Annotated in this window: 21 protein-coding genes; 5 read left to right on the plus strand and 16 right to left on the minus strand. The window is 47.4% G+C overall.

The window, feature by feature from the left end; genetic code table 11:
• Window positions 1-17: 17 nt before the first annotated feature.
• Window positions 18-2,678, minus strand: a complete 2,661-nt coding sequence (gene polA, locus LOZ80_RS21510; protein WP_238166624.1) for a DNA polymerase I — start codon at window positions 2,676-2,678, stop codon at window positions 18-20.
• Window positions 2,679-2,811: 133 nt separating this feature from the next.
• On the opposite strand from polA, the gene LOZ80_RS21515 reads away from it, so the two are divergent.
• Complete coding sequence (locus tag LOZ80_RS21515; protein ID WP_238166625.1) at window positions 2,812-3,561, plus strand: HAD family hydrolase; 750 nt, start codon at window positions 2,812-2,814, stop codon at window positions 3,559-3,561.
• 10 nt (window positions 3,562-3,571) lie between these two features.
• Here the strand turns inward: LOZ80_RS21515 and LOZ80_RS21520 are convergent, their stop codons facing one another.
• Window positions 3,572-5,314, minus strand: a complete 1,743-nt coding sequence (locus LOZ80_RS21520) for a GGDEF domain-containing protein (RefSeq protein WP_238166626.1) — start codon at window positions 5,312-5,314, stop codon at window positions 3,572-3,574.
• A gap of 191 nt (window positions 5,315-5,505) precedes the next feature.
• On the opposite strand from LOZ80_RS21520, the gene LOZ80_RS21525 reads away from it, so the two are divergent.
• Both LOZ80_RS21525 and LOZ80_RS21530 read left to right on the plus strand, forming a co-directional pair.
• A complete protein-coding gene (locus tag LOZ80_RS21525; protein WP_238166627.1) occupies window positions 5,506-7,089 on the plus strand; it encodes a response regulator in 1,584 nt (527 codons plus the stop codon).
• Between the two features lie 35 nt (window positions 7,090-7,124).
• Window positions 7,125-7,310, plus strand: coding sequence for a hypothetical protein (locus LOZ80_RS21530; protein ID WP_238166628.1), 186 nt, complete (start codon window positions 7,125-7,127; stop codon window positions 7,308-7,310).
• 416 nt (window positions 7,311-7,726) lie between these two features.
• On the opposite strand, the gene phoU is transcribed toward LOZ80_RS21530, so the two are convergent.
• From phoU to LOZ80_RS21555, 5 genes are all read right to left on the minus strand, one after another.
• Window positions 7,727-8,386 carry a phosphate signaling complex protein PhoU gene (gene phoU / locus LOZ80_RS21535; protein ID WP_189007841.1) on the minus strand — a complete coding sequence of 220 codons (660 nt, stop codon included), beginning with the start codon at window positions 8,384-8,386 and terminating at the stop codon, window positions 7,727-7,729.
• A 23-nt stretch (window positions 8,387-8,409) separates the two neighbouring features.
• Window positions 8,410-9,177, minus strand: a complete 768-nt coding sequence (gene pstB / locus LOZ80_RS21540) for a phosphate ABC transporter ATP-binding protein PstB (protein ID WP_229757459.1) — start codon at window positions 9,175-9,177, stop codon at window positions 8,410-8,412.
• Entirely contained in the window at window positions 9,174-10,031 is an 858-nt protein-coding gene (gene pstA / locus LOZ80_RS21545) for a phosphate ABC transporter permease PstA (protein WP_238166629.1), read from the minus strand. The genes pstB and pstA overlap by 4 nt, the downstream gene beginning before the upstream one ends.
• Window positions 10,031-10,966 carry a phosphate ABC transporter permease subunit PstC gene (gene pstC, locus LOZ80_RS21550; RefSeq protein ID WP_238166630.1) on the minus strand — a complete coding sequence of 312 codons (936 nt, stop codon included), beginning with the start codon at window positions 10,964-10,966 and terminating at the stop codon, window positions 10,031-10,033. The genes pstA and pstC overlap by 1 nt, the downstream gene beginning before the upstream one ends.
• A 173-nt stretch (window positions 10,967-11,139) precedes the next feature.
• Entirely contained in the window at window positions 11,140-12,063 is a 924-nt protein-coding gene (locus tag LOZ80_RS21555; RefSeq protein WP_238166631.1) for a phosphate ABC transporter substrate-binding protein, read from the minus strand.
• A gap of 289 nt (window positions 12,064-12,352) precedes the next feature.
• Here LOZ80_RS21555 and LOZ80_RS21560 point away from each other — a divergent pair, with 289 nt between their 5' ends.
• A complete protein-coding gene (locus LOZ80_RS21560) occupies window positions 12,353-14,422 on the plus strand; it encodes a methyl-accepting chemotaxis protein (RefSeq protein ID WP_238166632.1) in 2,070 nt (689 codons plus the stop codon).
• Window positions 14,423-14,624: 202 nt separating this feature from the next.
• Here the strand turns inward: LOZ80_RS21560 and LOZ80_RS21565 are convergent, their stop codons facing one another.
• From LOZ80_RS21565 to LOZ80_RS21580, 4 genes are all read right to left on the minus strand, one after another.
• Window positions 14,625-15,464, minus strand: a complete 840-nt coding sequence (locus LOZ80_RS21565; RefSeq protein WP_238166633.1) for an MBL fold metallo-hydrolase — start codon at window positions 15,462-15,464, stop codon at window positions 14,625-14,627.
• Between the two features lie 434 nt (window positions 15,465-15,898).
• The gene (gene motB, locus LOZ80_RS21570; protein ID WP_238166634.1) at window positions 15,899-16,705 is read right to left on the minus strand and encodes a flagellar motor protein MotB; all 807 of its coding nucleotides are present in this window, start codon (window positions 16,703-16,705) and stop codon (window positions 15,899-15,901) included.
• Entirely contained in the window at window positions 16,702-17,499 is a 798-nt protein-coding gene (motA, locus tag LOZ80_RS21575; RefSeq protein ID WP_238166635.1) for a flagellar motor stator protein MotA, read from the minus strand. Before motA ends, motB begins: the two co-directional genes overlap by 4 nt.
• A 33-nt stretch (window positions 17,500-17,532) precedes the next feature.
• Complete coding sequence (locus LOZ80_RS21580; protein ID WP_238166636.1) at window positions 17,533-17,994, minus strand: MarR family winged helix-turn-helix transcriptional regulator; 462 nt, start codon at window positions 17,992-17,994, stop codon at window positions 17,533-17,535.
• A gap of 289 nt (window positions 17,995-18,283) precedes the next feature.
• On the opposite strand from LOZ80_RS21580, the gene LOZ80_RS21585 reads away from it, so the two are divergent.
• Window positions 18,284-19,147: an aldo/keto reductase gene (locus LOZ80_RS21585; protein ID WP_238166637.1), complete on the plus strand. Its 864-nt coding sequence runs from the start codon at window positions 18,284-18,286 to the stop codon at window positions 19,145-19,147.
• A gap of 73 nt (window positions 19,148-19,220) precedes the next feature.
• On the opposite strand, the gene LOZ80_RS21590 is transcribed toward LOZ80_RS21585, so the two are convergent.
• Genes LOZ80_RS21590 through LOZ80_RS21610 form a run of 5 tightly spaced genes read right to left on the minus strand, consistent with a single transcriptional unit; the run spans window position 19,221 to window position 24,903 of the window.
• Complete coding sequence (locus LOZ80_RS21590) at window positions 19,221-19,484, minus strand: HPr family phosphocarrier protein (protein ID WP_238166638.1); 264 nt, start codon at window positions 19,482-19,484, stop codon at window positions 19,221-19,223.
• Window positions 19,481-21,211, minus strand: a complete 1,731-nt coding sequence (ptsP, locus tag LOZ80_RS21595; protein WP_238173069.1) for a phosphoenolpyruvate--protein phosphotransferase — start codon at window positions 21,209-21,211, stop codon at window positions 19,481-19,483. Before ptsP ends, LOZ80_RS21590 begins: the two co-directional genes overlap by 4 nt.
• Before the next feature lie 30 nt (window positions 21,212-21,241).
• Window positions 21,242-22,399 carry a mannitol-1-phosphate 5-dehydrogenase gene (locus tag LOZ80_RS21600; protein ID WP_238166639.1) on the minus strand — a complete coding sequence of 386 codons (1,158 nt, stop codon included), beginning with the start codon at window positions 22,397-22,399 and terminating at the stop codon, window positions 21,242-21,244.
• Window positions 22,396-22,833, minus strand: a complete 438-nt coding sequence (locus LOZ80_RS21605) for a PTS mannitol transporter subunit IIA (protein ID WP_238166640.1) — start codon at window positions 22,831-22,833, stop codon at window positions 22,396-22,398. Before LOZ80_RS21605 ends, LOZ80_RS21600 begins: the two co-directional genes overlap by 4 nt.
• Window positions 22,834-22,857: 24 nt before the next feature.
• Window positions 22,858-24,903 (minus strand): BglG family transcription antiterminator, encoded by a 2,046-nt coding sequence (locus tag LOZ80_RS21610; RefSeq protein ID WP_238166641.1) that lies wholly within the window; start codon window positions 24,901-24,903, stop codon window positions 22,858-22,860.
• Between the last annotated feature and the right edge of the window lie 35 nt (window positions 24,904-24,938).

Raw genomic sequence — 24,938 nt, forward strand, 5'->3', positions numbered from 1 at the left:
GGTGTAATGTTGATAGCTTACTTGGCATCGTACCAAGTAAGTCCATAATCAACGTCCGCGCTAAGCGGAACGTCGAGTGCAAGCGCGGATGCCATGACTTCAGGGACGAGACGGCGCATCGTCTCCAGTTCATCTTCCGGCACTTCGAAGACGAGCTCATCGTGAACTTGAAGCAGCATGCGGCTCTTCAGCCCATCTTGCTTCAAGCGGTCCGCCATCTGTACCATGGCCAGCTTAATAATATCGGCCGCAGTCCCCTGGATGGGGGTGTTCATCGCCGTACGCTCCGCAAAGGAGCGCAGATTGAAATTCGATGCCGTAATCTCGGGCAGATAGCGGCGGCGCTGCAGCAAGGTGGTCACAAACCCATCTCGGCGAGCATCCTTCACGATATCGTCCATATATTTGCGAACCCCTTGGAAGACAGCAAAATACTGTTCAATGAACTGCTCTGCATCCTTGCGGGAAATGTCCAAGTTCTGAGATAAACCATAGCCGCTGATGCCGTAAACAATACCGAAGTTAACAGCCTTGGCTTGGCGGCGCAAGTTCGAATCGACGGCGCTCTCCTCGACGCCGAAGACATCCATCGCCGTCTTCGTATGAACGTCCATATTCTGAAGGAACGCTTCCTTCAGTTTCTCATCCTGCGAGATGTGCGCAAGCACGCGCAGCTCGATCTGCGAGTAATCCGCGGCAAGAATGTACCATCCAGGCTCGGATGGAACGAAGACCTTGCGGATCTTGCGCCCTTCCTCCAGACGAATCGGAATGTTCTGGAGGTTCGGGAACTGGCTGCTGAGCCGGCCTGTGGCGGCAATGGTCTGCCGGTAATAGGTATGCACCTTGCCGGTCTCCGGCCGCACCTCTTTCAGCAGCCCTTCGACGTACGTCGATTGCAGCTTCGCGAGCTGACGGTAGTGGAGGATCTGCCCTACGATTTCATTGTAGGGCGCTAGACGTTCCAGCACCTCGGCATCCGTCGAGTAGCCGGTTTTGGTCTTCTTCCAAGCTGGCAGCCCCAGCTTCTCGAACAGAATCTCGCCAAGCTGCTTCGGCGAGTTGATGTTGAACTCGACGCCAGCGAGCTTGTAGATGCTGGCCATGATCGTGTCGAGCTGCTTCACCAAATCGACACCAAGCGCTTTAAGGCCCTCAGCGTCCACGAGGATGCCTTGCAGTTCCATCTCGGCAAGAACACCCGCCAGAGGCTGTTCAAGCTCGTAGAAGAGGCTCTGCATGCCGCTCTTCTCCAGTTCTTCGCGCAGCACCGGTACGATGCGCGCAACCGCCATCCCTTTGCGGCCCAGATGGTCGCTAAGCGCTGTCAGTTCCGGCAGGCGGAACTTCGCCCCTTTGCCGAATACTTCTTCGTCGGTTTTAACGCCTGGCAAACCGTATTTGTAGGTCAGGCCGCTTAAGCTCAGATTCGACTCAGTCGGATCCAGCAAATAAGAGGCCAAAAGCGCATCGAAATCCACGCCAGCCAGCGTGATGCCTTGCCATGCCAGCACCAAACGGGCACGGTGCAGGTCGAAGAGCTGCTTTTTCTTCGACTCGTCGCTGAGCCACGTGCGCAGCGGCTCTCCCGCTTCGCTTTTCAGCAACGAGATCGGCACGTAATAGGATTTATTCTCCGCGCCGTCATCAACAAACCATACCACGCCAACAGGCGCAGCCTGATGTGGATTTTCACCAACCGCTTCCACGTGAATCGCAGCGCTGTCGCTTAATTTCCCGACAAGTTCAGCTACATTCGTTTCCGTCACAGCAACGGCTTCCAAACTCTCCACAACCTGATCTTCCGCTACAGCGCCAGGACCGAAATCCATCTTCTCTAGGAGCGATTTGAATTCGAGTTTGCGAAACATCCCGGATAAAGCTTGTCCATCAAAGCCGTCATAACGATACGAATTCCACTCGGTTTCCATGGGGACCTCACGGAATATCGTCGCGAGTTCTTTACTCATGATCGCGTCTTTGGCATGTTCTTCAACTTTTTCCTTCATTTTGCCTTTGAGACTTGCCGTATTGGCAAGCACTTCTTCAACCGAACCGAACTCATGCAGCATTTTCAGCGCGGTTTTTTCGCCAACGCCCGGAATCCCCGGAATGTTATCTGAGGTATCGCCCATTAGACCTTTGAGGTCAATGATTTGCGCAGGCGTCAGCCCATACTTATCTTTGATCTCTTGCGGATTATACAGTTCTACTTCCGTGATGCCTTTGCGCGTAATGGCTACGGTCACATGATCGGAGGCCAACTGCAGCATATCCTTATCTCCCGAAACCAGCAGCACTTTCTTGCCCTTTTCATCAGCTGCCTTGGTCAGCGTACCGATGATATCGTCAGCTTCATAGCCTGACAGTTCAAACTGTGTAATTTTGAAAGCCGTCAGAAGTTCTTTGATCAGTGGGAATTGCTCGGAAAGCTCCGTCGGCGTTTTGGCTCGGCCGCCTTTGTACTCCGTATATTCTTTATGTCGAAACGTTATTTTCCCCGCATCAAAAGCCACAAGAAAATGTGTCGGTTTTTCTTCTTCAATGAGCTTGAGCAGCATAGTTGTAAACCCATATACCGCATTGGTATGCAATCCGCTTGAATTGCTTAGCAGCGGCAAGGCATAGAATGCTCGATTCGCAATAGAGTTTCCATCAATAATAATAAGCTTATCCATAAGTTCGCACCCCGATTTTTGACATACTTCCTTCATCATAGCATACGAAATTAAAATAAAAAAACGGTTCCGCACATAAACATAAAAGGAAAGCATGATTGGATGGCTAGGACTTCAGAAGGAGGTTCTCCGTATGAGCCCTTTTTTCTCACCAACACGTAAAAAATTCATCTTTTTTGATATGAACAATACGATACTGGATCGCAGACAATGCTTTGACTCGGCCTTTCTTGACGTTATGAACGACTACACGGCGAGGTGGGAGCCGGATGAGTCGCAGTTCTCCGCGCAAGATGCTCTGCAGAGCTACAAGATGGAATGGAGCCGTCACCGCAAAGCGCCGATCCGGAGTCCGATTTCTCCGGATGAGCTGCGTCATATTTGTTTGCGCAAAGCGCTTCAGACCTTGCCAGTGAATGTGAATCCCATGTTTACGAGGGCTTTTTTTGAACAGGTGGAAGAACAGGAGGATAACTTCGTGGCACTCTTCCCGGGTGTCGAGGATACCCTGGAAGCCTTATCTCAGAACTATCAGCTTGCGATTATCAGCAATGGGAATCGAAGGCGACTGCAGAATAATTTGGAGAAGATGAAATTGACACCTTGGATTGACCATAATCGGCTATTCAGCTCCGAAAAGGATGGTCCGCGCAAACCGCACCCTGCGATCTTCGAAAGTGCTTTAAGGTCCATGAGCGCGGTTCCAAGCCAATGTGTGATGGTCGGTAATTCGTGGCGGAATGACGTCGTAGGGGCCGCCTCAAGCGGCATGGATGCCATCTGGATTCATCCGGGGAATATTAAGAAAATTTCCGAGCGGCGCATCGGCAAGCAGAAAGTCATTATCATTCGTTCTTTTAAACAACTGGTCTATACCTTCTAAGCGTTGTTTGTCAGCCAATATTTTGAAAATAATAAATGCTGCCTTGATGCGCTTTGGCTTTCTTCTTGAGCGTCGCGGCCGTGTGTGAAATATGTTCGAGCGAAATGGGAGATTCACAGCTGCATACGACAAGCGAAAGCGATAATGTGACTCCCTCGCTTTTTACCTTATTCCCGCTCCGGTCCCAAACATATTCCCATTCTTCCTCTTCATAAAACACCTTAACGCCCTGTTCAAAGCGACGAATCATCTCCCGACACAACTGCTCAGGTTCCCGCGTGACAGAGATAGCAATGAAATCATCGCCTCCCACATGCCCCACAAAATCGTGCGGGGTTCCACATACGGCAATCGCCTGCTGCATAATATCTGCGGTATATTGAATCAACTGATCCCCTTTTTGGAAACCGAAACGGTCATTGAACCATTTGAAATAATCCAGATCTGCGTACACCACGTGAAATGGCTTGCTTTCATTGATCCGTTTGGTCAATTCCCGATTGATTTGCAAATTGCCCGGCAGTCCTGTTAACGGATTCGCCACACGCGCGGATTCCATCCGCACATTCGTAATACTTTCCAGAATGGTCCTTATGGAAGCTGCTCCCGCCATCTTCCCGTAGCTTGTAATGATGACAAGGTCATACAAATGATGAATAGAGCGCGAAGTCGCCATTTGGGAAACTTGCTCAACAAACATGAACTCATCCACAATAAGCGGGGCTTCATCCATGATGCCATCAATCGTCCGGTTCCAAAATAAAGAGAAGGCGTATTGACCTGCCAAATGCTGAAACAGGCGCTCTCTCATCACGAGACCTACGGGTACTTCCTCGCTCGTAATGACAACACCCACGGCATCTTGATTCTTTTTGAAATAATCCGCGACCTCCGAAATCAGCACTCTTTTGTCAAATACCTGAACTGGTGTAGCCAAATCGCCAATATTCCACGTCATACTGAGACCTTGCACTTTGCGGTGCTGCCAGATCAGCATAGCCAAATGGTCATGCACCTTGGCGGCGGACACTTCGGGTTTGCCCAGCAAAAACCCCTGCGCGTAATGCACACCGAGTCTAGTTAATTTAATCAATTCATCCGCATGTTCGATCCCTTCGGCAATCAGGGAAATGTTCATTTTTTGGGCAAAAGTAACGAAGGTTTCCAGGATGTACTCTTTCACCTTGCTTTTATGAATATGTTCAATAAGCGAACGATCAATTTTTATAAAATCAGGCTGCAGCTCGGCGATCGCTTGAAGAGAGGAATACCCGGCCCCAGCATCATCGATGGCAATCCGATAGCCCTGCTTGCGGTAATGCTCAAGAATTTTTTTGGCCAACGAAAAATCTTCAATTGAACTTCTTTCCGTTATTTCAAATACAACGTTGCTCGGATTCAGGCCATGCCGCTGCAAAATCTCCAGTGTTTTGCCTGGAATAAACCCTGGGTCATACAAGACTTGCGAAGAAATATTAATAAAAAGCAATTGCTGAGGATGCTCCAAAATGGATCCCTGAATGGCTTTTTCACGAGCCAACTGTTCAAGCGGATAAAGTTCACCCTCTTGCTCTGCGAATTGAAACATCGCTAGCGGGGAATGGAACGGGCTCTCTTTGGGCCCTCGAATTAAAGCTTCATAACCCATTACTTGTCCGTCCTGTAAAGATACAATGGGTTGATAAACGGAGTACAAGAGCTGCTCCCTGATTATCTTATGAAACTGGTCAAGCATTTCTGACTGAGCCTTCATGTCCATCATCCCTTATTTGTTATTCCGTATATGATCAGTCTATCAAACCAAATAGCTTCCTTTATTATCCTTATGTAAAATCTTTGTAAAGACTTCAAATAAAAAAGAGGGAATTCCATTTTTTCCACGAAAAGAGAAAAGGAGAATCGCAAGGTGCTTAACAGTCTTTACTAGCACGGAAAGGATTTGACATGGAACAACAAGTCAAAATCTTGGCGGTAGATGACCGCTACGAGAACTTGCTGGCTCTAAACAGTATTCTGGCCTCTCCCCATTATGAAGTGATTGGCTTGCAATCCGGTGAAGAGGCTCTTCGATATTTATTAAAGGAATCTGCCGATCATATTGCCGTCATTCTCATGGATGTGCAAATGCCGGGACTCAGCGGGTTCGAGACTGTTGAGCTGATTAAACAGCGCAAGGCTTGTCAAGATATTCCTATCATCTTCCTGACAGCCCTTAGTACGTCCATTGAACATGTGCTCAAAGGCTATCATGTGGGATCGATTGATTACCTATTTAAACCTGTGCATCCCGAAATGCTTCGCAAGAAAGTGGATGCTTTTGTTAACATGCATTTGAATCACCAGAAAATCAAATCGCAGAGCGAGCTTTTGCAGAAGCGGACACTGGACCTTGAAGAAACGAATCGGAAATTAGCGGAAGCGGAAGAAAAGCTGAAACAACAGAATGTGCTATTGGAAAATTGGGTCGAAGAACGTACGTCCGAACTGGTCGACGCTCACCAGAAATTATTGAAATCCCAAGAGCATTTCAAGAAAATGTTTATGCTCTCTCCCTCCCTGATGGCGATCCGGCGCCTGCCTGATCTCACTTATCTGGAGATTAATGAGAGTTGGAAGCAGTATACAGGTTATGGGGACGAAATTATTGGGACCTCGATGGATCTCCTGCGAACGGAACAGGGAGAACCGATGAAATGCGATGAGGTCATCCATAACTTGAAAGTGAGATATGAGACCAAATCCAAGGAAATGCGGACAGCGCTCATGTCGACAGAAATCATTGATATCGAGAACGAGAGCTGTATGCTTCAGGTCGCTGTAGATATTACAGAAAGCCTGCGTTTCGAAGCAGAAATGGCCCGTCTAGCCCAGTTAAATCTGGTCGGTGAAATGGCCGCTGGCATCGCGCATGAAATTCGCAACCCCATGACCACCATCCGCGGCTTCCTCCAGTTATTTCGCGAAAACGATGGCCGTATGCAGAAACAGTACATTCCCATCATGCTCGAAGAATTGGATCGTGCCAACGAGATCATCACCGAATATTTATCCCTCGCCAAAAATAAGCAATCCCATCAGCATCCCGATCAGATTAACCGGATCATCGAAATGCTGCTGCCGTTGATTCAAGCTGAGGCTGTGATGTCCGGCAAGCATGTGCAGTATCAGATCATGGACTGTCCGATCATTCAGCTCGACGACAAAGAAATCCGCCAACTCATCTTAAATATGTGCATGAATGGTCTGGAAGCGATGAGCATCGGCGGCAAGCTGCGGATCGAGACCTACCGTGAACCAGAACACGTTGTCCTGCTTATTGGGGATGAGGGGACAGGCATCGATGAGCATCATCTCGAGAAGCTTGGCCGGCCTTTCTTCACCACCAAAGACGAAGGAACTGGACTTGGTCTGGCAATCTGCTACAGTATAGCGGCCAGGCATCGGGCCTCCATTGAAGTTCAATCCAGCCCCAAAGGGACAACTTTTTATATTCGCTTCCCCGTTCTTGAGGATGGCGCCGATTCTTAATAGGAAGATGGTCAACGCATCGGAGAAGACCTTGAATGGCTACATACGCAGCTATCAAGGCGCAGCCAACCCATGGAAGTCATGTGCGGCTCTGTGTTCGACTGCAAACAAAAGTTCAATCTATAATAGTTGGTGCTTGGTGCAGCAGAGGCGCGAAGCGAGTTGCTTGCTGCGGCAGAGGCGCGAAGCGAATTGCTTGGTGCGGTGAGGAGGAGTGGTGAGCGACACTACCTCTTAGGGGGCACGCCTAGCAGCTACGCCCCTCCGCAGCCGCTCCTTCAGTTGAGGAAAACATTGGATTTATCCAGTGTTTTCCTCATTTTTGTGCTTCAGAACCCTCTTTCATTGGATATTTCCAATGGGATGTCCATAATCAGCTCTTATAGAGTGATTCCCTGTTAAAAGATTGGATAAATCCAGTGAAAGGTTGATTTCAACAGCTTTAGAGCCAATTTCATTGGATTTATCCAATGAAGGCGAAAGTATGTATGCAACGATCAGGAACTAGAAACAATTTAAATAGTTTATGACTTTCTTGACCACATCAAACTTACATAAGAAAAAAGCATATGTATCAAAAAACAGCTTACATCACATCTGTTTTTAAATAGCATATGCTTCTTTTTAATTGATTTATCTATACATTCAAATCCTTGCGCTTTCCTGTCACCATATAAATAACGCCTTCACCGATGTTCGTTGTATGGTCAGCGACGCGCTCCAGGAAGTGAGCCACAAACAGCAAGTGTGTCAGTTGGCGATTGCGGTTGTAATCAGAACTCATCAAGCTCATCAGTTCCTGCATCACTGTGCTGTAAAGCTTATCTACCCGGTCATCCTTCTCTGCAAGCGATGCCGCGCGGTGTACATCGCGCTCCGTGTAGGAAAGAAGGCTCTCATGCAGCATCTCGATAGCAATCTCCGCCATTTGCGGGATGACTTCAAGCGGCTTCACCAGTTCTTCCCCCGCGAAGCGTATTGTAATCTTGGCGATATCAACGGCATGGTCTGCGATGCGTTCCAAATCTGTGGCAATTTTGAGCGCCGTGCCGATAATCCTCAAATCACTGGCCATTGGCTGCTGCAGAGCGATGAGTCGCAGACACAGTTCGTCGATGGTCGTTAAATAGTCATCAATCAGGTCATCCGTCTTAATAACTTGGACTGCAGCTTTCTCATCTAGCTTTGCCAAGGACTCGACCGATTTGAAGATCAAATCCTCTACGCTTTCTCCCATATCTTGCAATTCTTTTTGCAGTAGTGCTAACGATTGATGAAACCCTGGTCTTGCATCCATTTGTTTGTCCCCTTTCGAAGTGGTTAGCCGAATCTTCCCGTAATGTAATCTTCCGTACGTTGGTCGTTCGGATTAGTGAAGATTTTATCTGTTTTGTCGGTTTCGACTAGATACCCATTTAAGAAAAAGGAAGTCATATCGGAAATTCTCGCTGCTTGCTGCATGTTATGCGTAACGATAATGATCGTATATTTCTCTTTCAAGGTTTGCGTTAACTCTTCCACCTTCAGTGTGGAGATCGGATCTAGTGCAGATGTCGGCTCATCCATCAACAGAACGTCTGGCTCAACGGCAAGCAAACGAGCGATACATAGACGCTGCTGTTGACCGCCTGACAAACCTAGTGCCGATTTATGCAAACGATCCTTCACTTCATCCCAGAGAGCCGCTTGTACAAGACTGCGCTCGACAATTTCATCCAGATGAGCTTTTTTCTTGGTGCCGTGAATGCGCGGTCCATAGGCGATGTTATCATAGATACTCATCGGGAATGGATTAGGGCGTTGGAAGACCATGCCCACACGTTTGCGCAAAGAAACCACATCAGAATCAGCCTCATAAATATTGTGCCCGTCAACGGCTACATTCCCTGTAATCCGCACGCTGTCAATGAGATCATTCATCCGGTTCAAGGTGCGCAGGAAGGTCGATTTCCCACAGCCTGACGGCCCGATCAAGGCAGCAATCGTTCCTGTTTCAATGGCTAATTCAATATCATGAAGCGCATGATTTTCCCCGTAAAACAAATTCAATTTATCCGCTTTGATTTTATGTTTAGTCGCCACGATTATTTCCCCCCGGAAAGTCTTTTTTGTAGGATTCGGCTTGGTATGCTAACAAGCAGGTTGAAAATTAAGACGACGATCAGGAGCAGCGCGGCGCTGCCTTTGGCAATATCCTTGGCGTCCGGCACAAGCGCTTCAGCCCCTACATACCAGAGATGGACTGACAGTGTCTCTCCCATCTTGAGCGGGTTGAAGTCCGGGAAGAAACGGGAAACCGATAACCCGGCTGTATAAATGAGAATCGCTGATTCACCTAAGGCACGTCCAGCAATCAAAGTAATTCCGGTGATTAAGCTAGGCAGTGCAGCAGGTATAAGCACCTTGCGAATGGCCTGCCATTTGGTCGATCCAAGCGCCAAGCTTGCTTCCCAGTAAGATTCCGGTACTGTACGAATGGATTCTTCCGTAACCCGCACCATAACCGGCAAGTTCAGAAGGGCAACAGTCGCAGCACCGCCGATAATGGAGAATTTCAGACCAAGCAGATTCGCGAAGAGCAGAAACCCGAACAACCCAAATACGATGGAAGGAACGGATGATAAAGCTTCAACGGAAATACGCACCAGATCAGTGAACCAATTTTTTTGTGCATAGATAGCCAAGTAAATTCCTGAGAATAATCCGATAGGAATGGAAATCAATAAGGATAAAAACAAGACGTAGAAGGAGTTGAACAACTGCGGCCCGACGCCGCCTCCCGCTTTGATTTCTTCCGGTTTGCCAAAGATAAAGTGCCAGGATAGATGAGGAATCCCTTCCCCTAGGATACGAATAAGGAACCAAGCCAGAATGGCAATGATAATGACACCTGATGCCCAAAAGTAAAATGTGGCTATACGATCTGTCGTTTTGCTAGTCATTATTTCAGTTCACTCCTTTTAGCCACGATACGAATAATTAGGATTAAGGATAAGGAGATCACTAGTAAAAGCAGAGCCATCATATAAAGGGCATTGTTCCATGCAGATCCATAATTCGTATTCCCCATATCCTTCACGATCGCTGTTGTTAGTACGGTTGTGGAATCCAACAATGACTTAGGCATTTGAGGAGAGTTTCCGATAACCATGAACACGGCCATTGTTTCTCCGATAGCGCGGCCCATGCCGAGAATGATCGCTGTCAGAATACCAGGTCTGGCCGCTGGCAGGAGGACCCGCCACATCGTTTGCCAGCGTGTTGCGCCTAAGGCTAGTGACGCTTCTTCCAAACGCCCTGGAAGAGCTCGGATAGCATCTTCAGATATGGAGAGAATAGTCGGTAGAATCATAATCGCCAAAATGATCGAGGCAGGTAGAATCCCGTAGCCAATTCCGCCTGTGAACTTACCGAGGGCAGGTACAATCACGGTCATCCCGATCAGACCATAGACGACGGAAGGAATACCTACGAACAAATCCGTGGCTGGACGCATGATTTCGCGCATCCATTTGGGAGCAATTTTCGCCATGAACAATGCACCGGATAATGCTAGAGGTACAGAGAACACAACCGAAACCAATGTCATTAATAATGTGCTGTATAGAAAAGGAAAAGCTCCGAATTTATTTTGGCCTGGTGTCCAATCCGTAGAAAAGAAAAACTCTATCACACTGACATCCTGGAACGTCTTAATACCTTGCATACCTACGAAAACAATGATAGAGAAAATAATCGCTGACACTAGGGCAGCACTGCCTACAAACACCCATCTCATGAGGCTGTCCTGTCTATGTTGTCCTTGGGTCCATTTGGAAGTAAGTGGACGACTTCTTTCCGAATTCGTGCTTGATAGTTTGTCTGCTACTGAATTCAATGGGTTAATCCCCCTTCTATTAATACACGCATGTCTTTCGCATACCTTACTTCTAGAATAGGTTACGATTGTCATTGGATCATCAATGAAATGTTAAGGGAATGTAAAAGTTTTATGGCTGAGCATAAAAAAAGAACGCTCAGACTTGCGAGCGCTCTTGGTGGGATGGCTAATTATTTTTTAAGCAGATCTGCAGGCAAGAATTTCAAATCACGAACTTGTTTGCCTTGGAATTCTTTGCTGGAGATGTAAGCGATGAAAGCTTTAGCTGGATCTTTTGCTTCGCCTTTTGTATACATGTGCTCAACACCAAACAATTTATAAGTACCGTTTTTGATGTTTTCTTCGGAGAAAGCTACACCATCAATTTTCAATGCTTTTACAGTGTCATCGATATAAGGCGTATCCACATAACCAATGGAGCTGGATTGACCAACTACCGCTGTTTTCATAGCGCCACTGTTTTCTTGTGTGATACCGTCTTTTGTGAATTCTTTGCCATCAAGAATAATTTGTTTAACAAGCGTACGGGAACCTGAACTGTCTGGACGGTGAACAAGAACGATTTTCGCGTCATTGCCGCCAACTTCTTTCCAGTTCGTGATTTTACCCATGTAAATATCAGCTGCTTGTGCTTTTGTTACGTTGTCTACTTTCACATCTTTGTTTACGATGAGTGCGAAAGGCGCGATTGCTACTTGGTGATCAACTAAACCTTTATCTTTATATTCAGCAGCTGGCTCAACATCGGAGTTACCAATGTCAGAAGTACCATCAGCTACGTTTTTAATTCCTGTACCTGAACCGCCTGCTGTAACGTTGATCGTTACTTTCGGGTTCTTTTCCATGAATTCTGTTGCCGCTTGTTTAACTAAAGGAAGAAGTGCACTGGAACCGGAAGCTGTTACTGTACCGCTAAGCTCTGTTTTTGGAGCATCTGAAGGTTTTGCAGAAGCTGAAGCAGCTGTACTAGCAGCTGGTGTTGCTGATGCTGCGGGTTTCGTCTCTGTTTTAGTACCGCAACCAACCAATGACCCCATCATTAATACCGCGGAAAGTGATAATGTAATTCCTTTTTTCGACATGAACTTGAACATGGTTAGCATGTCCTCCTTTGATTTTATGTTACTGGTTTTGTTAGCTCCGCGTCTTCTTGTTTGTCCGCCCTGCTAACTACTCTCCTATCGTAACAATCGATTGTAAATTCCAAACCCACGAAACGTAAACGTAATGTAAAACTTTTATTTGGGTCCTAAGCAGCTATATTTATGGATAAATTTACAACTGGTTTACATAATTCGATGCTCTATTTAATACAGAAGACCTATATTAATAAGCAAAAGCAAGAATAAAGTCAGTTCTTGTCTTATTAATGGAGGGATGACAATGCGCAAGATGATGTTGTTCAATATGACCATGCGGAGTCGATTGATTGCTAGCTTTGGTGGAGTGCTTCTCATTTTTCTGGCAGTTGCCTTCTTCAATTTGCATCAGGTTAGTCAAATCAAACAAAATATGAACGATCAGAATGACAAAGTGGAATTGAAAGTTCTTGCCCTGGAGTTAAAGGAAATGGTGCAGGAAATGAACATCATTGCGTCAGGTTTGGAGATTTCCAAGAAACCTGAATTCATTCTGAAATATAACAGCAAACGACAACCTTATAATGATTTCATTAAAAAAATTGGCGATACCGCCACTACACCCGATCAAATCAAATGGCGCAGCCAACTGATCCAAATCTCTGTCGATTACATCAACAATTTCGATTCCGCGGCGCAAATGATTCAAGGCAACGGCACAAATCCCAAAGACCTGGAGATTAATCTGCTCTACTTATATAATGAATCGCAAGAATTAAAGGATAAAATATTCGAACTCGTTGATAAGTTCTATGTGACCTACGCCAATTCGGCTGATCAGGCTATTGCGGATTCCACCAAAGCGCTCGATAGCACGAGTCAAGTTATGATGATTGCCGCCGTTGTCGTGCTCGCCGTGACCATCGCTATTGCCATTCTCTTAATTCGTTCCTTTATCAGACCGATTTCCCGCTTGCAGAAAGCAGTCACGCTCATCGCAGAGGGGGATTTGACCCAGACAATCAATTCCAAATCAACGGATGAGCTTGGCGCTCTGAGCAACAGCTTCGATCATATGATTGTTCAGGTACGCCACATGCTCAGCGCAACGAAGCATATCGCCTCCTCCCTGTCCGAGCACTCGCATGAGTTTCATCGCTTCTCACAGCTGACTGCATCGGCGAACACAGATATTCTGAAAGCCATTCACGAAATCTCCCATGGCGCCGATGAACAAGCTGTTAAGACGGAGCACAGCTCCATCGTCATTGCAGAGCTGGAAGCAGAGATCCGTGACATCACCGCATATACATATGAAATGAAGCGTGCGAGCGACGAAGCGGCAGCAGGTACGCAGCAAGGCACAAACTCGGTCCGAGCGCTGAAAGCTTCCTCCGAGCATTCGCAAGATTTGCTGCAGCGGGTAGATGCCGCGATGCAGACCGTGGCCGCCAGCTCGAAGCAAATTGGCGCCATCATTCACTCCATCACGGAAATTTCGACGCAGACGAACGTGTTGGCCTTGAATGCCGCGATTGAAGCGGCAAGAGCCGGCGCACACGGACGCGGCTTCTCCGTGATCGCGGACGAAGTTCGTCATCTGTCGCAGCAGACGAACCAATCGTCCAAGACGATCAGCGCCATCATCGGAACGCTGCAACAGCAGATCAAGGAGCTGCAGAGCTCCTTGATCGAAGCGCGCGACTCGGCGCTGGCTCAAGACAGCCGTGTCGCTGACACGCTTGGCTCTTTCGAAAGCATCGATTACTCGATGCAGGGCATTAAACTTCAGATTGAACAAATCCATCTGAAGATCGAACAAGCTCGCTCGAAGAACGACGAGCTCGTTGACTCTGTGCAATTCGTTGCCGCGATTGCCCAGGAAACAGCAGCAGGTGTCGAGGAGGTTAACTCGACCTCCATCCAGCAGGATGTTTCGATTCGCCGCATCGCCGAAGAATCGGATGATATCCTGGATCTAGCGCAGCAGTTGTTCGCCGAGATCAGTAAATTCCGAATCAACGAGGAAGAGGCGGAGAAGTTGGGTGGTTCGGAGGAGAAGCATGATGATTCGGAAGATAAACTGGATGGTTCGGTAGAGAAGCATGATAATGCGGAGGAGAAACTGGATGGTTCGCTAGATAATACGGCACCCTTGAATTTTGTTGAGGGAACGTCTCGCACAGCAACTTCGGATACTGTTTCGGATGACGTTGCCGATGAAGTTCTCATGCAAACGGAGCAGGGAGCGGAACGCGATGAGGAGCAAGCTGAAGCGCCAAGTTCAACCGACGAGTCCGCGAAGAGTAAAACGGAGTCGGCGTCAGACACTACGAAGGGACAGGAGAAAAAAGAGCCGGTGCTGATAGGTTAGCATCACCCCCTCATCTCTTGCCCCTACTGTATAGTTAACTGGAAAACAAAACCTTCTGTTATTTCTGCTCATTTCTCGCTAAATAGCGAATTTCCCTCGAATTATAGGGAGGAATCCCCATTAGATTTCGCTCCTGATCGCAACAAAGAGGCTGCTCGCCAGGTTTTCAACCTGTTGAGACAGCCTCATTTTTTCACATCCGCTAATGCACGAATCGGCCTTCCTTCGGCACGGCCACACGCGCGAAATTCTCGGCCAAATAGCTGAGCTGATTCGTCAGCTCCTCCTCGCGCATCGGCTTTCCATGGCCTGTTACGGCCAAGACCGGCTGGAGCGCTTGAAGTTTTCTTACGGAAGCTTCCGCCGCCTGCCAGTCCGTCGTGAAATATTTCGGCGGTCCGCTGATTTCCTTCGTCTGGAGTATGACTTTGTACAATGATTCCTGTTTCACCGTGACAAAAGCATCCCCTGCAAGGAGCGAGCGGTCTCTACCGCGAAATAGAGAAATATGCCCTGGCGTATGCCCCGGTGTATGAATCCATTGCCATTCGGGCAATCCCGGAATGCTGCCGTCAGCTGGAAGCGCCTGTACATGGTTTTCCAGGTTAATGCCGTGATTAGGAAACAAGGGAGAAAGCTCGCTAATGAGACCGCCATTTACAGTTGGATCGCCTTTGGGATAATCGGCTTTCCCTGTTAGATAGGGAATCTCCCATTCATGCGCATAAACGGGCACATCCCAATGCTCCAACAATTCCCCCATAGCGCCAACATGATCAAAATGTCCATGCGTTAAAATAATGCCTTGAGGCTTCGTCATCGACCCAAAATGGTCCTCCGCAAGGCGAATTATGTTGTCTGCCGAGTGTGGCAAGCCAGCATCGATTAAGAACCACTCCTTCGTCTTGCTAGTCTGATTACCCAACAAACAAATATTGACGAACTGGATGCAGTAGCAGTAGATATCGATATTGACTTCTTGACCCTCTCCGCTCGATACGGTTGTTAAGGGAATGTAAACATGCTCGAATGTAGCATCCAATGGTCTGTTCTCCTCTTTTCGTTTTTTTTAGCATCCCCTTTCTCGCAGCGGAATATCTTTAAGCGCCGTAAGAAAAACGGCTTCGCCGCCCTGAGAAATCAGCCTCTTATTAGCGACAAAACCTGTTAAGGGAACTAGAGGACGCTATTTTGGCAAAAAGCAGGGTTGCTAGGGTATTAGCGGAACTACAGGGTCTTATTTCCACCAAAAGAGCTGAATTTCCTAGAAAACAGCAAAATAGCGGATTGTAGTTCCCTCAACCTCGCAATAATGACGCTTTTTGCTAGAATAGCGGACTGTAGTTCCCTTATCCCCGCTCAAGCAGCCCGGGCAACTCCTCGTTCACTCCAGAACATATAAATTCTTATATATCAAAAAAAAAGCCAAGAGCCTATAGGCTCTTGACCTAGGCTCTTGACCTGAATACAACCATTTTACTTGGCAATCTCATCCGTAGCTTTAATATTGCGCAGAATGCTTACTTCAACGCGGCGATTCTTGGCCCTGCCTTCTGTCGTGTCATTTGGTGCAATCGGGCGATATTCTCCAAAGCCGACCGACGAATAGGATGAGGGATCGATTTTTCCGTTGTTCAAAAGAATTTTCATGAAATTGACGGCACGCTTAGCGCTCAAATCCCAGTTCGTTTCAAAATCGGCGCGATGAATGGGAATGTTATCCGTATGCCCGCCTACTTCAACTTGATAGCCGGGATAGCTGGCCAACAGGTTGGACATCGCAAGCGCCAGATTCTGTGAATCCTGTTTGATCGTTGCTGATCCGGAGTCAAACAAGGCACGGTCACTGATCGTAATCGTCAATTTTTCATTATCCAGCTTGGTCGTCAACTGCTCGCTCATGCTGTTGTCTTTGATGAAAGCATCCATGCTTTTCTTCAGCTCTTCGAGATCTTTCTCTTCTTTTTGCAGCTTCGCAGCTAGTTGGCTCTCTTCTTTGCTTTGTTCTTTGTTCGGCGGATTCTGGTTTTTATTATTATTTTTCGTTGAATTCGCCGCATCATCAATCGGGATTAAATTCGACATTGCGAAGGGGGCTTCGCCACCCGAGAAGGCATTGTTCAAAGATCTCATAATCGAATCGTACTTCTTCGAATCCAACTGGCTGGATGCAAATAGAATGATAAATAGAGCTAGAAGCAAGGTAAGCAAGTCGGCATAGGGAATGAGCCAGGTTTCATCAACGTGTTCTTCATGTTCCTCATGCTTCTTTTTTTTACTCACTGTGGAGCAGCCTCCCTTGGTGATTCTTCTTCATAAGCCGCTCGATCGCTATTGGCTACGAAGATCATCATTTTTTGCTTCACGGAATTGGCAGAAACGCCGGATTGAATGGAGAGCAGGCCTTCGACTACCATCAACTTGATTTCAACTTCTTTTTTGGACTTCTGTTTCAGCTTATTAGCGAACGGATGGAATACAACGTAACCAAGGAAAATCCCGAACATTGTAGCAACGAAGGCTGCTGAAATCAGATGTCCCAGCTTTTCTACTTCACTCAGGTTGCCTAGTGCGGCAATAAGTCCTACTACGGCGCCTAGCACTCCCAATGTTGGTGCGTATGTACCTGCTTGCGTAAAAATACCCGCATATTTTTTATGTCTTGTTTCCATTTCAGCGATGTCTTCGAGCAATACGTCACGCACGAAATCAGCGTCATTCCCGTCAATGATCAAGCGCATACCGCTTTTCATAAAAGGATCGGAAAGCTCTTCCGCTTGTTTTTCCAAAGAAAGCAATCCTTCGCGGCGAGTAATGGATACCCATTCGATAAAGGTTTCGATCAATTCTTTTTTAGGCATCAACTTTTGTTCGGTAAAAATAATTTTCAATAATGCCGGTATTTTCTTCATTTCTTCCAGTGAGAAAGCGATAAAAAGCGCTGAGGCTGTACCACCGAAAATGATTAAGGCCGCTGCCGGATTCAGCAAAGCTGCTAAACTCGCGCCTTTCAACACCATCCCCACACCGATGGATATAAATGCTAAAACAATGCCAATAACTGATGATTTCTCCATGTGCAAGGCACCTCTCCTATGGTCATTTTCATGTTAATTGTTATCTTGAGTTGTTTCATTTCCTAGAGCACGCATCAAGTTTACTAATGTTTCCTGTTCTTCCCCCAACTTAGCAAAAAAGATATTCTCGGCTTCCATGACAATCTCCAGCGCCTGGGCAGTTATCCGTTCCCCTTCCAGCGTTAAGGAGATCGCTTTCGCCCTTGTGTCTGTCGGGTGTTCCTTCCGGATAATAAACCCTTTCTTCTCCAAGTGACGGAGCACTTGCGACGCCATCATGGGATCAACATGCGCATAACTCGCAATTTGTACCTGTGTGATGTCCTCGAGCTGTGACTGTGTGTTTAATCCTTGCGTGGCTGCCAGCAAAATAAATTGAACATGCGTTAGATCCAAGTCATGCAGGGCATGGCGAAGATTTTTTTGCCATTGATTCGTGACCTGCCAGAGATGAAATCCTGGGCTGTCATAAGGCTTTCCCTGTTCCGATGTCATTGACCCTCCATGATTTCGACAGAAAGTTGTATATGTACATATAATAAGTTTATTTACTATAAATTACAATCACTTTTTGTCGAATATATAGGACAATAGTCATGAACATTTGTTGAATAAACAAACCTTCTGACGAATGCTGGCATCCTGCTCTTACCTATTTTATACTTAGAGAGGGCAAATTCCTGCTTAATGCGATCTCTAGCTTGAAGTAAGCGATTTCAAATGTGAATGGCGTATGATCTCTTCACCTTTTTGGCAAAAATGAGTATAAAAAGGAGTGGATGAAGTGGAGAAACGGCTTTTCGGTTCAACTGGGCAGCAATTTCCAATCCTGAGCTTTGGCGCTCAGCGCATTGTAGATGAACACAACTGTACGGAAGAGGAAGCGATTCACATTGTGAATCGGGCGATTGACGAGGGCATTACTTATTTCGATACAGCACCAAGCTATTCGGATGGTCAATCGGAAGAGCGATTAGGCAAAGCCTTGGCGCTCCGGAGTCGCAGGGATGAAGTCTGGATTGCAACCAAGACACACGATCGCACGCGTGACGGCTCATTGAAGCTGCTGGAAGCAAGTTTGAAGCGCCTGCAGACGGATCATGTGGATGAATGGCGATTACATAACATTATGACCATGGAAGAGCTCGACAAGTGCTTCGCCAAAGGCGGCGCGTTGGAGGCGCTCCTCGAAGCGAAGGAACAAGGCTTGATCAAGCACATCTCGATCAGCGGACACACGAATCCGCTCGTCCAACTGGAAGCGATTGAACGCTATGCCTTCGACAGCGCGCTGGTTGCTCTATCGGCAGCGGACCATCTCGTGTACAGCTTCGCTCACGAATTTCTGCCCAAGGCGATTGAAAAGGGTGTGGCCATCATCGGGATGAAGGTCATGGCTCTTGGCAAGCTTGCACCTTGGTATGAGAAGGCGCTGCAATATACGTTCTCACTCCCTATTTCGACAGCGATTGTCGGGATGGAGTCGATGGCGCAGCTCGAACAAAACTTGGCCATCGCCAAAAGCTTTACACCGATGACCGAACTCGAGCAGCTTGCTTTTCTCAAAGAAATCATGCATTTGGCTACCCCCGATGTCCTGCGTTGGAAATCCACCGATTGGGTTTCCGGCGAGTGGTACGTTCGTTAATAGAAACAGAAACAGAGGCTGCTCTCAAGGTATTCAACCTTTCGAGTCAGCCTCTGTTTATTATGAGATACAGCTATTCTTCGAAAATATGAGTAAGCAGCGCCCCAAGTTCTTGCAACGCCTGCTCCTCTTGCTCGCCGTCCACTTCCAATGTTACTTCATCATTCTGCTGAATGCCTAGTGTAAGCATGCTTAGCGAGCTTTTACCGTTAACCTTCTTCCCGCCTTTGCTTACACTTACTTTGCAGGGAAAGGTCCCGACTTTCTGAACGAACACTTTGGTGGGACGGGCATGAAAACCCGATGGATTTAGAATCGTAAACGTTTGCGATCTCATTGCAAGTCACTCCTTAATTTCTGCTTGACGAATTGTTGTATTTGCTCTTGACTGCTCATGGCTAGAATCTGCTGTGTATAACCTGCCCACTCTGTTCTCGACACCTCTTTAATCAAGGCTCTAGCGGGCAAAATCGAGCTGGCACTCATGCTGAATTCATGTAGGCCCATACCGAGTAGAATCGGAATCGCCGTCACGTCGCCTGCCATCTCCCCGCACATGCCAACCCATTTCCCTTCCCGCTCCGCTGCCCGGATGACCATATGGATCAAACGCAAAACAGCTGGATGGCAAGGCTGATACAAATAGGAGACCGTTTCATTCATGCGATCTGCCGCCATTGTATATTGAATCAAATCATTCGTTCCGATACTGAAGAAGTCGACCTCTTTGGCGAGGAAATCCGCTCCCAGGGCAGCAGCCGGAACTTCGATCATAATGCCTACCTCGATGTTCTCAGGTACAGGGACTCCTTCTTGTACCAGCTTCCCTTTTTCCTCTTCGAGCAATTGCTTCGCAGCCCTCAGCTCTTCCATAACAGCAATCATGGGGAACATGATTTTCAATTGCCCATAAGCGCTTGCCCGCAGTAAAGCTCTTAGCTGAGTCCGGAATATCTCCTGTTTGCTTAAACATAGGCGGATCGCACGCAGCCCCAAGAATGGATTGCTCTCTTCCGGAAGCTTCATATAAGGCAATTCTTTATCGCCACCGATATCCAGCGTACGAATGACGACAGGTTTAGGATTCATTCGCTCCAAAACATGCTTATACACTTGAAATTGTTCCTCTTCACTTGGCATCGCGCTGCGTCCCATATACAGAAATTCCGTGCGGAACAGCCCGATCCCTTCCGCTCCGTTCGCGAACACCTTCTGCAGATCTTCCACACTGCCGATATTGGCAGCAAGCTCAACATGCTGCCCGTCAGCTGAAAGCGTTGGCTGATCCAGCAGCTTGCGAAGTTCAACTCGGCGTTGATCATAAGCAAGCTTGCGCGACTGGTAATCCGCTACTTCTTCTTCGGTTGGAGCGATAAGAACCGTCCCTAGCGACGCATCCATGACAACCATCGTCCCTGTCTGGATATCTCCTGCCGCTGTGCCAGCCCCAACGATAGCCGGCACTTCAAGCGAGCGAGCCATAATCGCAGAATGCGAAGTACGGCTGCCGATTTCCGTTACAAAGCCGAGTACATAATCCAGATTAAGCTGAGCTGTATCCGAAGGGGTTAAGTCTTCCGCGATTAGAATACAAGGTTCATTAATGGCCGCAATCGCCGCATAGGAGACGCCACGAAGCTTGCTCATGATGCGGCCAGTAACGTCCTTCACATCCGCCGCACGTTCCCTAAGCAGCTCGTTATCCATCGCGCTGAGCACTTCAATGAAGCTGTTCGCTATTTCATGCAGCTTGAATTCGGCGTTCATGCCTTCCTCTTCGATGCCCTCAATCACCGCATCTACATAATCAGGATCTTCCAGCAGCATGAGATGGGCTTCGAAAATCTCCGCTTTGGCAGCTCCTATGCGCTGTTCCGTTAATATTCTGATCTCTTCAAGCTCCTGCCTGGCTTCATCAACAGCCTTGCGAAATCGATTTACTTCTATATGAGTATCCGCTGCTTTGTCAGCAACTGGAACGTAATCATCAGCATTGTTCAGTCGGAAAGCTTTAGCTATGGCAATGCCGGGGGAAGCAGCTATACCAGTCAAGCGATTGGACATCATTTTAGCCATCTTGGAAACTCCCCTTTCTTAGGAAACTTCTACCTGTTGAAATTGTTCATACTGCGTCTTAATCATAGCATGGATCGGGTGATCTTCAGGAATCGTTGTATATTTAGTTATCGCTTGCGTGATTCCGATTGCCGCCAAATCCGCTTGAATCTGAATAGCCTCAGGATCTTCCTTATCCTTAAAAGAAAAGGCTGCTGCCATCGCCATAGCTAAATAAGCGGGCTTCATCCCCAGTTCGTAAGCCTGTAAAGCAGGCCGCACGAGTCGATCATTGGCGGATAACTTGCGAATCGGCGATCTGCCAACTCTGGCAACCTCATCGATCAAATAAGGATTTAAGAATCTGTTCAAAATTTTATCGATATAGCTGTCATGTTGAGCCTGATCAAAGCCATGCTTCTTAATCAGCAAGGAACCTGTCTCCTGCATCACATGGCGCACCAAAGCGGCAATTTGCGGGTTTGCCATTGCTGCTTGAATGGTATCGAAGCCATGCAGATAACCAAGATAAGCCGCGCTGCAATGCCCTGTATTCACCGTAAACAGCTTGCGCTCGATGTAGGGCTCTAGCTGTTTCACATAATGTACACCCTCAATCCGGTGAAAGCCCTCCAGCATTTGAGACTCGTCAATCACCCATTCATAGAATGGCTCCACCGTCACTTGCAGAGGATCTTCATGATGCTGCAAGGGAACGATCCGGTCGACTGCTGCATCAGGGAATGCGATGCTGGCATCTGCCTTTTCACGCATATCCGCACTCAAATGACTGTACACATGTTCCTTGAGCTGCGTGCTGCCGCCAATCGCATTCTCGCAGGCGATGATAGGAAGCGGCGCGGCGCCGCGATTCAAGCGGAGCTCAATCCCTTTGGCGATGCCTGCCGCAATGTGTTTGAGGATATTCACGCCAACGGCGGTTGTGACCAGATCGGCCTGTGCAACCGCCTCTGCGACATCGTCTGCCTGTTTCCCATTGATTGCAGACACATTAGAAACGTGGAACGCCTCCTGTGCCTCATTGGCCAAGCGAACCGTGTACGATTTCCTTTCCTTAAGCTGCTCCACCAAGCTGTCGTTCACATCAGAGAACAAGACTTCATAGCCTGCCTGCGACAAAAGGAGACCGATGAATCCGCGTCCGATATTCCCTGCGCCGAAATGAACGGCCTTCATGATTCCATCCCGCTTTCAAAAATGCTGACCATCTCTTCCGGCGTCGTCGCTTTCATGATCATCTCGACATTCTCATCCTCGGAACAAATCATCGCCACATTCGTCAAAATGTCCAAATGTTCATTCCCTGCGGCAGCAATCCCGATCACCAAAGTGGCTAATTCCCCTTCTCCGAAATCAACGCCATCAGGGATTTGTACGATCGACAGCCCTGTAGAAATGATCAGTGATTTGGAATCCTGCGTGCCATGCGGAATGGCGAGGCCATTGCCCATATAGGTAGAGAGTGTCTGTTCTCTTTCCAACATTTTATCGATATAAGCGGATGATGCATGACCCGCGTCTACTAACAGTTGTCCAGCCATCCGAATCGCCTCGAATTTATCCTTGGGCTTCGCATTCAGCCTAATTTTGTTCGTTGATAAGATACTCATAATTGATCTCTCCTTATATCCGATTTATTTTTTATCTTCTAAGAAAGCAGCTAGCTCTTGGGATATAAACTGTTTAATTTCAGCTTGGCTCCCCGATTTGAGCAGTTCAATCATCTCCGGAATTAATAGCAAAGAGCTTATTTCGCTTAGAACTTCCAGACTTTCTTTAGAAAGCTTCTGGGGACCGAGCATCAACAGCAGTTGCTTGACTTCGGAGGGTATCCCGCTATCCAGAGGCAAATCTTCTTTTAATCGAAATAGTGTAAAGGAAGGCCTTAAAACTTGTTCGCTTCGAATGTGAAAAAGGGCAAGCCCTGTTTCCGGAATGACTTGACTGCTCAGTCGCTCCCTTTCCAACAAAAGATTGACTATAGGCCCTACTTCCTCAATAACACCTGTTCGGCTGCTGTAGCCACAAATGACCTCTAAAGCTTGCTGCAGACTATGAAAGCTTTGCTCAATGGCATGCACCTTGAATTGATCAATGATGCTGACGATTTCATTTATATAAAGCTGGATGCGATGCAATCGACCTGTTGAATCTTCCTCTTGATGCGTTTCTATGCGTTCTTCCGGCTGTTTTTGCAAGGTGACATTTTGGATGAAAAGCCTCAGACGTTCTGCTTCTTCTTTCGTAAGCAGCGGACTTAACTTCATGTATTGATTAGGCTCCAGAGGCAAATCGACGGTAGATATGATCAGATCGTAGTCCTTCTCAGGAATACGTGCTGCCTCAAACCACGAGGCGTGCCCGATAATATTGATTTGCGGAAGCTCCTTCGTTAGACGCACAGCAAGCATTTTGGAAGTGCCGATTCCGCTTGTGCAGACTAATATAGCTCTTACATTTCTTTTAAACTGCTTCTGTCTTTCTATCGAGGCTCCGAAATGCATAACCAGGAACCCGATCTCTTCATCAGGGATCGCCATTTCTTCGATCGTCTGATTGACGGCATGCCGTATCGCATCGAATAAGAACTCATAATCTTTCTTGATTTGCGCCAGCAATGGATTGCGAATGTTCGCTCCTGCCTGAAGCCGCTTGATTGCAGATTCCAGATGTGACAGAAGGCCATCGCGCAAGGAGCGATCCTCACTGAACGGAATATCCAGACTCTTTTCCATGCAGCGTATCAACTTCCAAACCATCTCCATATAACTCAGTTCATCAATAGGAAGCAGATGATTGGGATGGTTCAAAGACTTTGGCTCCAGCAATTCAGCAATATAGGCGATTTCGGCGGATGATAGTTCCACTGAAAGGACTTTCGTCAAATGCTCTACCGTATGCGTTAGCAGCTTGCTTGCCACAGGTGGACTTGTTTCCAATGGACCTTCCATCGAGCGCCCCTGCTGAATTCTAGCTATGGTGATGGATATATGAATAAGCAGATTCGTGTAACTCTCTTCCGAAAGCTCGCTCAAGCCTTCATCTTCAGCTAGCCACAAGGCAGCTTCAACATGCGTGAAGTTCTCTTTGCTGATAAGCTCAAGTAATTTCTGGACAACCGGAGATTGAGATTGAGGCGTTTCATTCTTGCCAAACAGATCCGATTCATCCAGTCCGTTCTTAGCCAATCTGGCAATCATCCTGCGCTTGTTGGCTTCTGTGCCGACTAAGCCGACACCATAGCCTCTTTTACGAACTAGCGTGAGGTTAGACCGCTTCACCCATCCTTCCAGCTCATCCAGATCATGAGTGATCGTAGGAACAGTTACGCCCAAATCGTGCGATAGCGCGAATAGCTTCACAGGTTCCTCTTCTTCCAGCAAAGTACATAGGATCATCATCCTGCGATCCTCGGCGGAGTACTCAACAGCCATCCTGCCATAGAGCATCTGTCTGAATGCTTCCAGTTGTTCAGGCTCAGCTTGAAGCTGAATACCCTTGCCTGATTTCTTCTGCAACCCGATGCCATAATCAGCCAAAATCGCCTCGAGTTCAGACAACTCTCGATGAACGGTACGTGTGCTTACATTGATTTCGGCAGCGATTTCTCCTGCTGTAATGTCATCCGCCCGGTACATTAACAGCTCTAGGATTTGGCGATGCCTGTTAGACAGGCCCATGTCGATTCTCCTCACGAACAAAATGGAGATAACGC

Origin of the sequence: Paenibacillus sp. HWE-109 (assembly GCF_022163125.1) — a bacterium.
GTDB lineage: Bacteria > Bacillota > Bacilli > Paenibacillales > NBRC-103111 > Paenibacillus_E.